Annotated in this window: 11 protein-coding genes and 1 pseudogene; 9 read left to right on the top strand and 3 right to left on the bottom strand. The window is 69.0% G+C overall.

Annotation, left to right across the window (positions count from 1 at the left end; all coding sequences use genetic code 11):
* The first annotated feature begins 160 nt into the window (after positions 1 to 160).
* Positions 161 to 1,111: an IS481 family transposase gene (locus ABD335_RS15345; RefSeq protein WP_344323094.1), complete on the top strand. Its 951-nt coding sequence runs from the start codon at positions 161 to 163 to the stop codon at positions 1,109 to 1,111.
* A 220-nt stretch (positions 1,112 to 1,331) separates the two neighbouring features.
* Here ABD335_RS15345 and ABD335_RS15340 read toward each other — a convergent pair whose 3' ends face one another.
* A complete protein-coding gene (locus tag ABD335_RS15340) occupies positions 1,332 to 1,589 on the bottom strand; it encodes a helix-turn-helix domain-containing protein (protein ID WP_344323092.1) in 258 nt (85 codons plus the stop codon).
* Positions 1,586 to 2,716, bottom strand: coding sequence for a hypothetical protein (locus ABD335_RS15335; protein ID WP_344323090.1), 1,131 nt, complete (start codon positions 2,714 to 2,716; stop codon positions 1,586 to 1,588). The genes ABD335_RS15340 and ABD335_RS15335 overlap by 4 nt, the downstream gene beginning before the upstream one ends.
* A 576-nt stretch (positions 2,717 to 3,292) precedes the next feature.
* On the opposite strand from ABD335_RS15335, the gene ABD335_RS15330 reads away from it, so the two are divergent.
* Genes ABD335_RS15330 through ABD335_RS15310 form a run of 5 tightly spaced genes read left to right on the top strand, consistent with a single transcriptional unit; the run spans position 3,293 to position 8,150 of the window.
* Positions 3,293 to 3,898 (top strand): helix-turn-helix domain-containing protein, encoded by a 606-nt coding sequence (locus tag ABD335_RS15330; protein ID WP_344323088.1) that lies wholly within the window; start codon positions 3,293 to 3,295, stop codon positions 3,896 to 3,898.
* Complete coding sequence (locus ABD335_RS15325) at positions 3,895 to 4,452, top strand: toxin-antitoxin system, toxin component (RefSeq protein WP_344323086.1); 558 nt, start codon at positions 3,895 to 3,897, stop codon at positions 4,450 to 4,452. Before ABD335_RS15330 ends, ABD335_RS15325 begins: the two co-directional genes overlap by 4 nt.
* A gap of 1 nt (position 4,453) precedes the next feature.
* Positions 4,454 to 5,671 carry a DUF6545 domain-containing protein gene (locus tag ABD335_RS15320; RefSeq protein ID WP_344323084.1) on the top strand — a complete coding sequence of 406 codons (1,218 nt, stop codon included), beginning with the start codon at positions 4,454 to 4,456 and terminating at the stop codon, positions 5,669 to 5,671.
* Positions 5,668 to 7,146: an NAD(P)/FAD-dependent oxidoreductase gene (locus tag ABD335_RS15315; RefSeq protein ID WP_344323082.1), complete on the top strand. Its 1,479-nt coding sequence runs from the start codon at positions 5,668 to 5,670 to the stop codon at positions 7,144 to 7,146. The genes ABD335_RS15320 and ABD335_RS15315 overlap by 4 nt, the downstream gene beginning before the upstream one ends.
* Positions 7,143 to 8,150, top strand: a complete 1,008-nt coding sequence (locus ABD335_RS15310) for a polyprenyl synthetase family protein (RefSeq protein WP_344323080.1) — start codon at positions 7,143 to 7,145, stop codon at positions 8,148 to 8,150. Before ABD335_RS15315 ends, ABD335_RS15310 begins: the two co-directional genes overlap by 4 nt.
* Positions 8,151 to 8,676: 526 nt before the next feature.
* Here ABD335_RS15310 and ABD335_RS15305 read toward each other — a convergent pair.
* Positions 8,677 to 9,394, bottom strand: a pseudogene (locus tag ABD335_RS15305) (transposase); the annotation flags it as partial.
* Positions 9,395 to 9,564: 170 nt separating this feature from the next.
* Between ABD335_RS15305 and ABD335_RS15295 the strand changes: the two are divergent.
* From ABD335_RS15295 to ABD335_RS15285, 3 genes are read left to right on the top strand one after another with little or no spacing between them, the layout of a single operon-like run.
* On the top strand, positions 9,565 to 10,644 hold the full coding sequence (locus ABD335_RS15295; protein WP_344323078.1) for a tyrosine-type recombinase/integrase: 1,080 nt from the start codon (positions 9,565 to 9,567) through the stop codon (positions 10,642 to 10,644).
* Positions 10,641 to 10,970 carry a helix-turn-helix domain-containing protein gene (locus ABD335_RS15290; protein ID WP_344323076.1) on the top strand — a complete coding sequence of 110 codons (330 nt, stop codon included), beginning with the start codon at positions 10,641 to 10,643 and terminating at the stop codon, positions 10,968 to 10,970. The genes ABD335_RS15295 and ABD335_RS15290 overlap by 4 nt, the downstream gene beginning before the upstream one ends.
* Positions 10,967 to 12,583 (top strand): hypothetical protein, encoded by a 1,617-nt coding sequence (locus ABD335_RS15285; RefSeq protein WP_344323074.1) that lies wholly within the window; start codon positions 10,967 to 10,969, stop codon positions 12,581 to 12,583. The genes ABD335_RS15290 and ABD335_RS15285 overlap by 4 nt, the downstream gene beginning before the upstream one ends.
* The last annotated feature ends 275 nt before the right edge of the window (positions 12,584 to 12,858 follow it).

Below are 12,858 nucleotides of genomic sequence, written 5' to 3'. Positions count from 1 at the left end.
CTCAGCGTGTGTGCCGCGGAAGTTGCCCACGCCTGCGCCCTAGGTGTTCTGTCTACAGAGGTTGGTGACGGAGCTCTCGGCTGAGGGATCTTGAAACGGGTGAGGGCCTTCTGGCTCGGTGTGGATTGCCACATCTGCACCGGCGACCAGAAAGGCCCTCATGCCGCACCGTAACGCACCCCTAACCGAGACCGGGCGCCTGCGCCTGGCCCGCTGTGTCGTGGAGGACGGCTGGCCCCTGCGCCGAGCCGCGGAACGCTTCCAGGTCTCCGTGACCACGGCCCAGCGCTGGGCGAGCCGCTACCGGGCTCTGGGCGAGGCGGGCATGGCCGACCGATCCAGCCGACCGCGCCGCAGCCCCCGCCGGACCCCGATCCGCACCGAGCGGCGCATCATCAAGGTCCGCCTGGCACGCCGATGGGGCCCGGCCCGCATCGCGCACCTGCTGCGCCTGGCGCCCTCCACCGTGCACCGCGTGCCCCGCTACGGCCTGGCCCGGCTCGCGCATCTGGACCGGGCCACCGGCCGCGTCATCCGCCGCTACGAGCGCGACCGGCCCGGCGAGCTGGTGCACGTGGACATCAAGAAACTCGGCAACATCCCCGACGGCGGCGGTCACAAGGTCCTCGGCCGCCCGGCGGGCCGCAAGAACCGCACCAACGCCGGCTACGGCTACCTGCACACCGCCGTCGACGACCATTCCCGCCTGGCCTACAGCGAGATCCTGCCCGACGAGCGCAAGGAGACCGCCACCGGCTTCTGGGCCCGGGCGCAGGTGTTCTTCACCTCCTGCGGGATCACGGTGGAGCGGGTGCTGACCGACAACGGCTCCTGCCACCGCTCCCGTCTGTGGCGCGACACTCTGGCCGCCGCCGGCATCACTCACAAGCGCACCCGCGCCTACCGGCCCCAGACCAACGGCAAGGTCGAGCGATTCCACCGCACCCTGCTGGACGAATGGGCCTACGCCCGCCCCTACCGTTCCGAGCAGGAACGACGCGCGGCGTTCCCCGCCTGGCTGCACGCCTACAATCACCACCGCGGACACACCGCGCTGAAAGGCCAACCACCCGCCAGCCGCGTCCCCAACCTCTCAGGGCAATACACCTAGTGCCGGGACTCCCCCGGCGACAATGAGCAGTAACGCCCCGCCGCTGCTGGGGGCGGCGGGACGTCGGGCGGCACGGTCGCATGTGCCATTACGGGAAGGCACTCCACCGGCGAGCCGCGACACCTGGGGGCAGCGCCGGCCGGACTCGCCCGACCGGTAACCAGTGGTGCACGAAGTCCGCAGGTGCTGTGGCAGGAGGAAAGTTCGGTCGAGAGCGGGCTTACGAGGCGTAGGGCATGAGGAGTTCATTGATGCGGCCGGGCGTGGCCGGGGGCAGGGTGGCGAGCGGCAGAACCCCGGCTGCGCACAGCGCGAGGAGCACCTCGTGGGTGCCGCTGCCTTGCTCACCCAACTGGCGGCACAGTGCGGCCGACGTCTTGGACAGGCGTGCGGCCACCGTGTTGTGGTGCAGGCCCAGGGCCTCGGCGACCTCGGTCGCGCGGCAGCCGTGGTCGAACCAGGTAGTCAGCAGCCTCATTTGGTCGGGGCGCAGCGGTGCCAGCAGCTCGGCGGCCCAGGCGCGGGCGGCCGGGGAGAGGTGATGCGCCAGCGACGTGGTTCCGTCGTGACACACACCGGGATCTCTTCTTCGCGGGCTCTGGCCAGGGCCTGGATCGCGGCCCCGTAGCCGCAGGAGGTGTGCGTCCAGGCCACCGGTCGGCTGACGCCCAGGGCGCGCCCGGGACGGGCCTCGGCAGGACAGAGCACGATCAGCGCCGATGGGCCGAGTTCGGCTTCGCATGCGGTGGCGACGGCAGTCCGATCCTCCGTGGGGGCGCACTCCAGCACGCCCACCTGGCACCCGTCGGCGGTAAGCAGGCCGGGTAGCAGCGGCTCGGCAGCACGGGCCGCTCGCACCGTCTCGCCGGTCATCAGGTGCTGGAGGACGCTGATACGTACGGTCGTCTCGGTCCGCTGGAGCCGCCCTGCCTGGGTTTTGAGTATCTGCGGGTGCTGGAGCAGTGCCACTTGGCCGGCGGCTTGGGCGATCAGCTCGCCGGCGGGACGGGGCCATGGGGTGTCCCGTACTGCGGCCAGTACCTGGCGGGGGGTGGTGCCGATGCCGTGGAGCTGGACGTGGCGGGTGCCCGTCTGGAACGCCGCGCTGTGGATCTGTCCGGCCATGATGTCGTCCAGCAGCCGTGCGTGCTGGGCCAGATCGCCCCATGTGTGGCGTCCGGTGATCACGGTGACCTGGCTGGATGTCTGTACCCCCAGCCAGTGCAGCAGCGGCCCCGGTCCCTCTCCCTGTTGGTACAGCCGGCCGGCCAGTCCCAGTAGTTGCCCGCGCTGCTCGGCATGGGTGCGCAGCGCGGCGGCCAGCACTCGCAGGATGCGGGTCTGGTGTTCCGGCGCCGTACACGGGGCGGTAGGGGTGAGCAGCGGCAGCCCCATGCTTCGTGCGGCTCGCAGCAGGGTGTCGGAGATCGGCCCGGCTCCTGGTGCCGCGACGGCGACGGCGACGACTCCCTGCCTCATCAGGGCCCGCAGCGCCGGCCGCGGGTCGCCTGCCAGGTGCCAGCCCGTGGTCGGTACGACGGCCAGGACGTTCCGGGCACGGGTAAGGTCCGCGCGCAGGCTCCAGGTGGCATCGCATACCTCCACCTGCTCGATCACACGATCTGTCGGTGCGCTGTCCATCGCGCCGGAGGTGTCCTTCGGCGCCGACATGGTTGCACCGTTCTCAGGTCCGGGTCTGCCGTCGCTCGCTGACGCGGTTCGACGTGCAGTGTCCGCGGCAGCCTCGATCCTGCGCAGCACGACGTGTGCCCCCGTAGTGGTGATCTCCTCCAGCATCAGCATGTTCGGCTCCCCCGTCCTCGTGGTGCATGGTCCTCTGCGGTGTTGTCCTCGTCAGGTCCCGGCGGGCGGTCAACTCGCCGGGCGACACCTTGCAGAGGCATGGTCGTGCAAAAGGGGGACGCGCCGCTGCGTGTGCAGACAGTGCTCCCTCCGGTGGCCGGATCTTGCTACGCCTCTGACGGGCATGTCAGCGAGCGTTTCCCTGAAGCAAACGATCGTTTCGCTGAAATCCCTATTCAGGGGCCGGTTTCCGTTCTTAAATCAACCAACGATGCTTGCTGTTTGGTAAACGATCGTTTCGAGCGGATGGCCTTGTCCGCTCGTCGGGTCGTACTCTGGCTGGCAATCACACGGAAGACGATCACCTGGAGGGCACCGGTGACCGAGTCCCCCTATCGCCCCCTGGGCGACATACTGGGGCGCCTGGAACCGCTCTTGAGCAGCAGAGGGCTCTCCCACGATGACGCCTTGGACTTGGACGAACTGTCGGCCTCCACGGGCCTGACCAAGAGGGAGATCCATACCCTCCTCAAGGGCGGAAGGCTGCGGGAACGGCCGGTGGAGAAGATCACCCGTAGCCGGGTGAACTCCTTGTACGCCAAGCGTCACGAGGGCGACGACAGGAAGAAAGCCGTGATCATCGCCGAGGTGGCGGACCGGTTGGGCGTCTCCAAGGTCTGGGCCCGCCAACTGCTACAAGGCGATAAATGCCCCAATGTGCCACATCTCAAGGCGCTGTCGACGTACTTCGGGGTGCCGGTGACCTTCTTCACCGACAGCGCTCCCGACGCTTTGGCCCGGGAACTCGGACCGATCGTCAGCAAGTGGGAAGACCCCGACCCCTTGGCCGAACTCATGAAGGAGTTCGGCATCCGGGAGGTCCATGCCCGCAGCGACGACGGAAGTCCTCTCAGCCAGCAGCAGAAGGCGCGCATCGCCGCCATCGTCCGGCTCGTTATCGGTGAGGAGGAGTCGCAGTGGTGAGCACGACGTGGGGTACGCGGCGAGCGGCGAGGAAGCTTGCCGGCGCCGTCACCGATCGGCTCAGCGGGCCGGTATCCTCCCGAAGGCTGTGTGAAGAACTGTGTCGCGCGATGGGCCGGCAGCGCGGCGGGCGTCCCATCGAACTGCGGTTCATCGACTTCCCTCCCGGTACGGTCACCGGGCTCGCTCTGATCCGCGAGGACAGCGACATGGTCCTCGTGCACAGCGGCACGACTGGTGTGCAGCAGGTGGTGGCCGTGGGACACGAGCTGCGGCATCTGACGCAGGACGGTCACGACTATTGCGTGGACGGTGCCGACGTCGCCGCCCGGCTGCTGGGCGAGAACGGCGACATGGAGAGCGTCCTGGACGAGGTGCTGCACGCGGCGGCACGCAACCACGCGCCGAACGATCTTGAGGATGACGCCGAGCGTTTCGGTCTGACCGTGGGCGGGTTACTCCTGCCGTGGGTGGCCGATGGCGCGCAGGACTTCGGTCCCGGCCCGCGTGACGGGCTCGTGGGCCGGATACAGACCTCGCTCGGGCCACGCTGAGATGGACTCCTACGAGGACTACGTCGACTACCGGTGGCCGGCGGCCCTTGTCGTCGCCGCGTTGGCGACACGGCTCCTCACCCGGACGAGATTCTGGACGAACCCGCTGCGGACGAGGCTGTGGACAGACCCACTGCTGCGGGCCGTCATGGGCTTGTTGATCCTGTCCGTTCCGGTGTGCGTATTCGTCACGCCGCCGATGATCGTCTGGGTCAACCAGACCACGGGGGTACCGAATCTCGCCGCGCCGTGGGTCTACACCTTGTTGACGATCTTCTCCACCGCCTGCCTGCTGCTGGTCCTGGTGTGGCAGCTGGGCGCGGAGCGGGCCCGGCCTGCGGTGCGGTGGGTGATTGCCGTCTATGCGGCGGTCGTCGTGGCGCTCTGGGTGTTGTTCGTACTCGCGGACACCCCAGTGGAGCGAGTTCGCGACTTCGACACCTACTACGCCAACACCCCGTACGCGCGCGAGTTGATCGTCCTGTACCTGCTGGCCCACGCCGTGGCCGGGATGGTGACCTCCGGCCTGATCGGCATTTGGCTGTTCTCCGGGCGATACGAGGTACGGGGCTGGCTGCGGGGCGGGTTGGTCCTACTGGGCATCTGCTACGTCTTGAACCTCGCGTTCGACGCGCTCAAGTTGACGGCGATCGTGGCGCGGTGGACCGGCCACGATCTGGATTGGCTCAGTACCAAGGCGGCCCCGACCGTCGGCGCAAGCAGCGTCGTGCTCGGCAGTCTGGGCTTCCTCCTCCCCCACGTGGGAGAGGACCTCAAGGATCGGTGGAAGGCCAGAGCCGCCTACCGGCGACTGGAGCCGCTGCACCGGACGCTGACCGAGGCCGGCGCCCTGGTCGGCTTCTCTTCCACTCGCCGGGCGGACGTCTACCTCGCCCTGGCCCATCGGGACACGCGCATCCGCGACAGCATCCTGAAACTGGCACCGCACTTGGACGCGGCGCTGTGGGACAGCGCCCGTGAGGAAACCTTCCGCCATGGCGTCGCGGGCGAGGACGCGGACGGCATCGCCAGCGCGGTGGTCCTCCTCGCGGCACTCGACGCCCGCAGCACCTCCTCGCCCCGGGACGACGCGCTGGCTCCCCAGAAACTCCTCGGCGCTCTCCACCTCATCGCCGACGCCCTGCGACGTCATCCCAGCACCATCGAGAAGGTCCGCCGCCGGTGCGTGACCAGCACAGGAAGCACCTCCACCTCATGACTGCCAAAGTCCCCGCCGAGCCGGCGAGGTCTGCAATCGTCTGTGGCGGCAGCCTGGCTGGGCTGCTCGCGGCCCGCGCCCTGGCCGACCACGCACGTGTCACCGTCATCGAGTCCGACGTCCTGCCCGAAGGGCCCGAGCACCGCAGAGGACTGCCCCAGGCCCGGCACGTTCATATGCTGTGGTCCGGCGGCGCCCAAGCGATCGAGGAGCTGATACCGGGGACCACCGACGCGCTGAAGGCCCACGGCACCCACTACGTACCGATCCCCCAGGACATGGTGGCGCTCAGCCCTCGGGGGTGGTTTCCTCGTTGGAGGGAATCGCACTACGTGCTGTTGTGCAGCCGTGCCCTGCTGGATTCGGTCGTCAGGCGACAGGTTCTCGCGCATCCCCGCATCACCGTCCTGGAGAGAACCCAGGTCCTCGGCCTGGTCGGCGACGCCCGCGCGGTCACCGGTGTCCGCACCCGCACCGGCGAGGTCGAGGAGGAACGCAGCGCGGATCTGGTCGTCGACGCCACCGGCCGCGGATCACGGGCGACCGTCTGGCTGAAGGACCTCGGCCTGCCCGCACCGCTCCAGCGGACCATCGACCCCGGCGTTGTCTATGCCAGTCGCGTCTTCCAAGCCCCCGAGAAGGTCCGCAACGGGTACCCGGTGGTCAACGTCCAAGCCGACCCGCGCGCCGACGGTCCCGGGACGGCCGGTGCGCTCGCCCCCATCGAGAACGGGCGATGGCTGGTAACGCTCTCCGGCACCCGAGGCGGGGAACCCACCGGCGACCCCGACGGGTTCATGCGGTTCGCGCTGAACCGTCTGCGCCATCCCATCATCGGTCAGCTGATAGCCAATGCCACCCCCTTGTCCGATGTGGCCATCACCCGCAGCCGCAGCACCGCCAGCCGGCGCATCTACTACGAGCGGGCCCGTCGGTGGCCGGAGCGGTTCGTGGTCGTCGGAGACGCACTGTCCACCTACAACCCCGTCTACGGGCAGGGCATGTCGGTGGCGGCCCAAAGCGCCCGCGCACTACGGAACACCATCACACGACACGGGTGGAAACCCGGCCTGGCCCGGCGCCTCCAAAAAGCGGTGGCGCGGCCGGCGGCCGCGGCTTGGGACATGGCCGCCGGGCAGGACATTTTCTACTCCGGCGCCGCCGAGCAAGGCCCCACCTTCCGGGATCGGGTGGTGGCCGCCTACGTCAGCCGCCTGATGTACGCCTCGACCGGCGATGAGAAGGTGGCCCACGCGGTCACCCGCGTCACCTCCATGGAACACGGCGCGTACACCCTTCTGGCGCCCCGCGTCGTCCTCGCCGCGCTGCGCGGCCCCCGACTCCCCCAACTGGGCAGCCCGCCCTTAACGGAAGAGGAGTTGGCTGCTGCCGGCGTACACAAGCATGAGGTCGAGCCGGGGAGCCCACTCAGGCAGTCGTGCTCACTTGGTTTCGAAGCGAAGGACATCAGATGACCTCCGTGTCCTACCTGGACCTGCACCGGCGATTCTCTCCGCGGATAGAGGCGGAGACGGAAGCCGCCCTGGACAGACTCGGGCCGTCGGCGGACGGCGTCAGAACGGCGGTGGCCACGCTTCTGCGGCACCAGACGTTCAAGTACCCCCTGTCGGTGTTGCCGCTACTGGTGCACGGCGCCGAGGCGGGTGACCCCGAACCGGCCGTTCCCCTCGCGACCGTACACACGCTGTGGTGGACCTCGGCCTGCTACCTGGACGACCTGGCCGACGGGAACGGCACGGCCGCCGGGGGCCGGATCGGCCCGGAGGAGGCGATACTCGCCTCGGTCGTCGGCGGACACCTGCTCCCCCTCCGAATCGTCCGGTCGCTGCCCGTCCCGGCACCGGTCCGCAGCGCGCTGGCGGACGAGATCGTGACCTGCGGGATTCTCGCCGCCGAGGGACAGTTGAAGGACCTGCAGGGAACGGCGGGGAGCGCAACCCGGGACTCGGTCCTCGCCGCGGACCAAGGGAAGTCCAGCGCGCCGTTCGGGATGATCACGGCGATGGCCGCGATCCTGGCTGGCGCGGAGGACGGAAGGACGGAGCGGTGGCGGGAGTTCGGCAGCGTCTTCGGCATCCTGTGGCAGCTCTTCAACGACCAGGAGGACCTCCTCTCCGGACGGAACGAGGATCTGCGCAACGGCACCGTGACCTATCTACTCGCCTGCGCCCTGGAAGAGGCCCCGGTGGGCCGGGAACACGTCCTGAGCCTGCACACCGCGGCGCGGTGCTCCGAACAGGCCAGGGCGGAGCTCACCGCCGTACTCTCGGCACCCGCCGTCCTTCGCAGGTTCCACGAGGACCTCGACGGGTTCCGCGCCCGGGCGCACCGCATCCTGGACGGACTGGGCGGCCACGAGGAGCACCTACCGGTACTGCGCCAGCTCGTGGACATGGCTGGACGGATGCTCCTGCCCCCGCAGGCCGCTCCTGCCGAGGCGCGTGGGCGATCTGCCTGATGTTTCCGGGGAGTTGCCCCTGCGGTTTCTCACCGCGAGACGTCCGTGTGCTCCAGTGTCTCCTGAGAGAGACCTCCGACCATCACCAGTCGATTCCTGCTTCTGTATGCGCGACTCGAGACAGCAGATGCTCAGCTCTTCGGGAGGCACGCGCTCGGCGGTCCGCCCTTAACTGATCGGGAGTTGGCCATCGCCGGCGTGCCCGGCGCAACGGTCACCGCGGCGTCTTGACTGGCCAGCCCTGCCACAGACGGCGGCGGCCCCTCCAAGAGGAGGGGCCGCCGCCGTCTGCGGATTGGTCAGCGCGTGGGTGGCGGCATCGCGAGCAGTCATCTCTGGTTCTCTTTGGTCGAGCACAGGCACGGTCGTGGCCGGCTGCTGGTCCTGGGCACCGCATCGGCCGGCCCCATCAGCTCATGGACGGGACGGCTGAACATGTGCATCAGCGCCCGGGCCGTCGCGGCGTACGGCTCGGTCTTGACGCCTCCTACCACCACTGAGGTTGAACTCGTGGTGTCGTGCGCGGTCAGTCAGGCTTGATCGTCAAACCGGTCTCGGCGAGGCAGCCGTCGATGAGGTCGCTGCGGTACTGGATGTGGCGCAGGCCCCGTCGGATGCGGCGGATGAGGTGCTCGGGAGCGGTGAAGGCGACAGTGGGAGAGCCGGCCGCGCCGCAGCAGGGACCAGATGCCTTCGACGGGGTTGCGGTCGGGTGTGTAGGGCGGCAGATAGTAGATGGTCAGCAATCCCAGGACGCGGCGAACGCGCGCAGTCCGCTGCTTTGTGGACGTTCAAGTTGTCCCAGACCAGGACGATCGGGCCGCCGAGCTGGTGGTGGGCGGCGATCAGCAGGTCGCGGTAGTCGGTCCAGGCAAAGCTCTTGCGTCCGTCGCGGCGGCCGTCATCCTTGCGGGGCCGGTAGATCGGCCTCGACCGCTGCCCGGGTTTGTATCAGGTCAGGGCCGCGATGGAGATGCGTCGGCGGGAGCGGCCGCGGGCCCGCACCATCGGGGTGTGCCCGCGCCGGGCCCCGATGCGGGAGCGCGGCAGCGTCATGGAGAAGCCGGCTTCGTCCTCGAAGACGAGCCAGGCTCCACGGGTCGCCGCGAGCCTTCCGCGCACGGCCACACCTCTTTCACCCATCCGGCCACGGCATCGTCACCCCGCTCCACGGCCCGGCGAGTCGGGACCTGGCAGGACCAGCCGTTGCGCACCAGCAGCTTGCGCACGCCCTGGAGAGTGTGTGCGACATCCCGTGAGTTCCCCTGAGCTCTGCTGACTCCCTGGGCCCATGGCCGGGGGGTTCTTCCTCCTTCGTGTGCTCTGGTGGCCTGTGACGTAACTTCGGGATTTCTGAAGCGCTCTCATCTCGTCCGACCGATCTGTAGTCGGACCGAAGGCGAGGAGGCTCGGGTTGGCGGCGCTGGCAGTCGTACGGGACCTGCGTGAGCACTGGGCGCCCGCGTCGGCGGAGGAACTGGAGCGGTTCGAGACCGACGTGCTGTCAGGGTTCGTTCTCGCGCGGGCCTCGGCAGGGCTGGCGGACGGCACCATTCGCGGGGACGTCGGTCACCTGGATCAGATCAGGTCCTGGTTCGGCCGACCGTTGTGGGACATGGAGCCCGCCGACGCGGATGCGTACTTCGGGAAGGTACTGCGGCACTCGCCCAGCGGCACCCGGCTGGGCCGGTCACAGGCGCTGAGTACGTACTTCATGTTCCTGGAGCTGCGGCACAAGGTCGAGATCCACCGGATGACCGGCCGGGTGGTCGAGTGCCCGATCGACGAGATGAACCGGCCGCGCGGGGCCAAGGATGCACAGTTGCGGATCCCGCCGAGCGAGCCGGAGGTCGGGGCGCTGTTCACGGGCTGGGGTGGCGAGCTGGCGACCTGCAGGAAGTTCGCCCCGACCGCCCGGAGCTACACCGCCTCGAAGCTGATGTCCCAGGTCGGCCTGCGGGTGAGCGAGGCATGCGGCCTCGACTTGGACGACATCAAGTGGGACCTGGGCCGCTTCGGCAAGCTCCACGTCCGCCACGGCAAGGGCGCCCGCGGCTCGGGGCCGCGTGAGCGGATGGTGCCGCTGATCAACGGTGCCGACCGGACGCTGCGGTGGTTCATCGAGGACGTGTGGGGTCAGTTCGACGACGATCACGCACGGCCCGGTGTCCCGCTGTTCCCGAGTGAGCGGAAGAACACCGACGGTTCCGCACGCCGGGTCGGCGACGACGCCCTGCGCAACGGTCTCGACAACGCCGTCGAGGCTCATCTGCCGGGCTGGACAGACAGGTTGGCGCCGCACGTCCTGCGGCATTTCTGCGCGTCCCAGCTCTATGGGAATGGGCTGGACTTGCTCGCGATCCAGGAGGTTTTGGAACATTCCTGGATTGCCACCACGATGCGGTATATCCACGTGCAGCAGACCCGGGTCGAGGACGCCTGGGTCGCCGGGATGGAACGGGCCGCGAAGCGGCTGGAAGGGCTGGCCCGATGAGGTGGAACCTGCGGCTGACCGCCGCGAACAAGGCTATCTGGAAGGCGTCCGAGCTCCAGCGGAGCCTGGCCGAGCACGGCTTGGTGATCTCGGCCGGAAAGATGTCCGGGCTGTGGTCCGGCCAGCCGGTCTCCCTCAAGCTGGACGACCTGGACGTCATCTGCGTCGTGCTGGGCTGCGAGATCGGCGACCTGTTGATCCCGGAACCGCAGAAGGTTACCCGCCCCGGCGAGGAGAACATCAGCCGGACCGCTGTCGGTGCCGCCGCACCGGTTCCGGCGGTGGTGCCCAAGCGTCGCGACGGCCGGTCGCTGCCGCCTGCATGAGCCGGTATCCGAAGGCCTACTACAAGCCCACCGACTCCTGCGACGGCTGCCTGGCCTGGGGCGACTTCAGCGGACGGCTCTGTCCGACCTGCTACATGTTCGGCCGCAGCCACGCGACGGCCGTCTGCACCGGCTGCCGCCGTGTCCAGCCGCTGAAGTGGGATTTCTGTCGTCCGTGCTGGTGCCAGGCCCGGTTGGGGGCCCAGGCCGCTGTCGACCAGCTGGCCGCGGAGGCCGATGTGAGGGCGCGCCTCAACGCGGTCCGGCACCATCAACTGTTCTTCATGGGCATGCACCACCGCAACGGATCGGCACCCGCCCCTCGGCGGCGCGGCGGACGGCGGGGCGCCCCTCGCAAGCCGCCGCCCGCGCCGGCCTGGCGGCCGAATGCCGACTGGAGACAGCTGCCGCTGTTCGGACAGGTCCCGCGCGACTACGGCCGCCTCGCCCCCTCCGGCGTCGACTTGACCAGCCCCTGGCTGACCTGGGCGAAGTACCTCGCTCACCGGTTCGCCGAGGCACGGGGCTGGGGACGCAACATCCGCTTCGCCGTCAACCGCGGCCTGGCCCTTGTCCTCACCGGATACGTCGAGGGCGACGCCATCCGGCACAGCGAGATCTTCACCCCGCTCCGGTCCCGCGACCTCCCGGTCGGCCACGTCGTCACGGTCCTGGAGGAGATGGGGATCTTCGAGGACGACAGCGAACCCTCCTTCGAGGGCTGGCTCGCCGAGCGTCTGCAGGGTCTCGCACCCGGCATCCGCTCGGAGGCCGAGCGCTGGACCCGCGTCCTGCGTGACGGTGGCCCCCGCAGCCTCCCGCGACGGGAAGGCACGGTCTGGCTCTACCTCAACCGTGTCCGGCCGGCCCTGCTGGAATGGTCGGACCGCTATGACCACCTGCGGGAAGTGACCCGCGACGACGTCCGGACCTACATTAAGACACTGCACGGCCACCACCGGCGTGACCAACTCGTGGCCCTGCGCTCGCTGTTCTCCTGGGCCAAGCGGAATGGGCTGCTTTTCCGCAACCCGACCAGCCGGATCAAGGTCGGCCAGTACGAGTACGGCGTGCTCCAGCCGCTGGTCCCCGCCCAGGTCGGCCGGTCCGTCGCGGCGGCCACCACCCCGGCAACACGACTCATCCTCGCCCTCGCCGCGGTGCACGCCGCCCGGGTCGCCCAGATCGGCATGCTCATGCTCGACGACGTCGACCTCGGCAACCGACGGCTGACCATCGCCGGACGCGTCCGCCCGCTCGACGACCTCACCCTGAAACTGCTGCTGGACTGGCTGGAGCACCGGCGAAACCGGTGGCCGAGCACCGCGAACCTCCATCTGCTGATCAACAACCAGACCGCCAAGACCAGCCGCGCCAGCAACCACTGGATCAGCTCCTCGATGCGCAGCCAGGACGCGACGCTGGAGCGGCTCCGCGTCGACCGGCAGCTCGAAGAGGCCCTGACCCACGGGCCCGATCCGCTTCACCTCGCCGAGGTGTTCGGGCTCGACGAGAAGACCGCGATGCGCTACGCGGACTCCGCACGGGCACTACTGGAACAGGCAGCCGAGCACTCGGCATCGCCCTCAGGAAAAGAACTTGGCCCGGATTGACGCGACTTGGAGTCGGCGTCAGCAGATCCTTGGGAGAGGCGCAGGCACTCATCCCAGGCTTCAAGAAAGCTCTCGTAGGTGTTGAGGCGTTCTTGGCGCATCCAGTGACCGTGCTCGACGGCACCTTGGTCCTGTACTTGCCGCCGGACGGCTTCGGCGCTCTTTTCCGCGCCGAACTTAGCTGCCCGCGCCCCAACAACCGCTCCCAAGCCGGTTGCCACTAACCCGATCACTGCGATGGCGAGAGGAACCACGAAATCCGTCACGGCGGCACA

It is taken from the genome of Streptomyces macrosporus (assembly GCF_039533145.1).
Taxonomy (GTDB): domain Bacteria; phylum Actinomycetota; class Actinomycetes; order Streptomycetales; family Streptomycetaceae; genus Streptomyces; species Streptomyces macrosporus.
Note: the sequence above shows the minus strand (reverse complement) of the source record. Positions and strands in the feature narration are given on the sequence as shown.

Excerpts from the sequence above, each read along its gene's own strand:
- ABD335_RS15345 (WP_344323094.1), top strand. The coding sequence starts at position 161 with ATGCCGCACCGTAACGCACCCCTAACCGAGACCGGGCGCCTGCGCCTG.
- ABD335_RS15340 (WP_344323092.1), bottom strand. The coding sequence starts at position 1,589 with ATGAGGCTGCTGACTACCTGGTTCGACCACGGCTGCCGCGCGACCGAG.
- ABD335_RS15320 (WP_344323084.1), top strand. The coding sequence starts at position 4,454 with ATGGACTCCTACGAGGACTACGTCGACTACCGGTGGCCGGCGGCCCTT.
- ABD335_RS15315 (WP_344323082.1), top strand. The coding sequence starts at position 5,668 with ATGACTGCCAAAGTCCCCGCCGAGCCGGCGAGGTCTGCAATCGTCTGT.
- ABD335_RS15310 (WP_344323080.1), top strand. The coding sequence starts at position 7,143 with ATGACCTCCGTGTCCTACCTGGACCTGCACCGGCGATTCTCTCCGCGG.
- ABD335_RS15290 (WP_344323076.1), top strand. The coding sequence starts at position 10,641 with ATGAGGTGGAACCTGCGGCTGACCGCCGCGAACAAGGCTATCTGGAAG.
- ABD335_RS15285 (WP_344323074.1), top strand. The coding sequence starts at position 10,967 with ATGAGCCGGTATCCGAAGGCCTACTACAAGCCCACCGACTCCTGCGAC.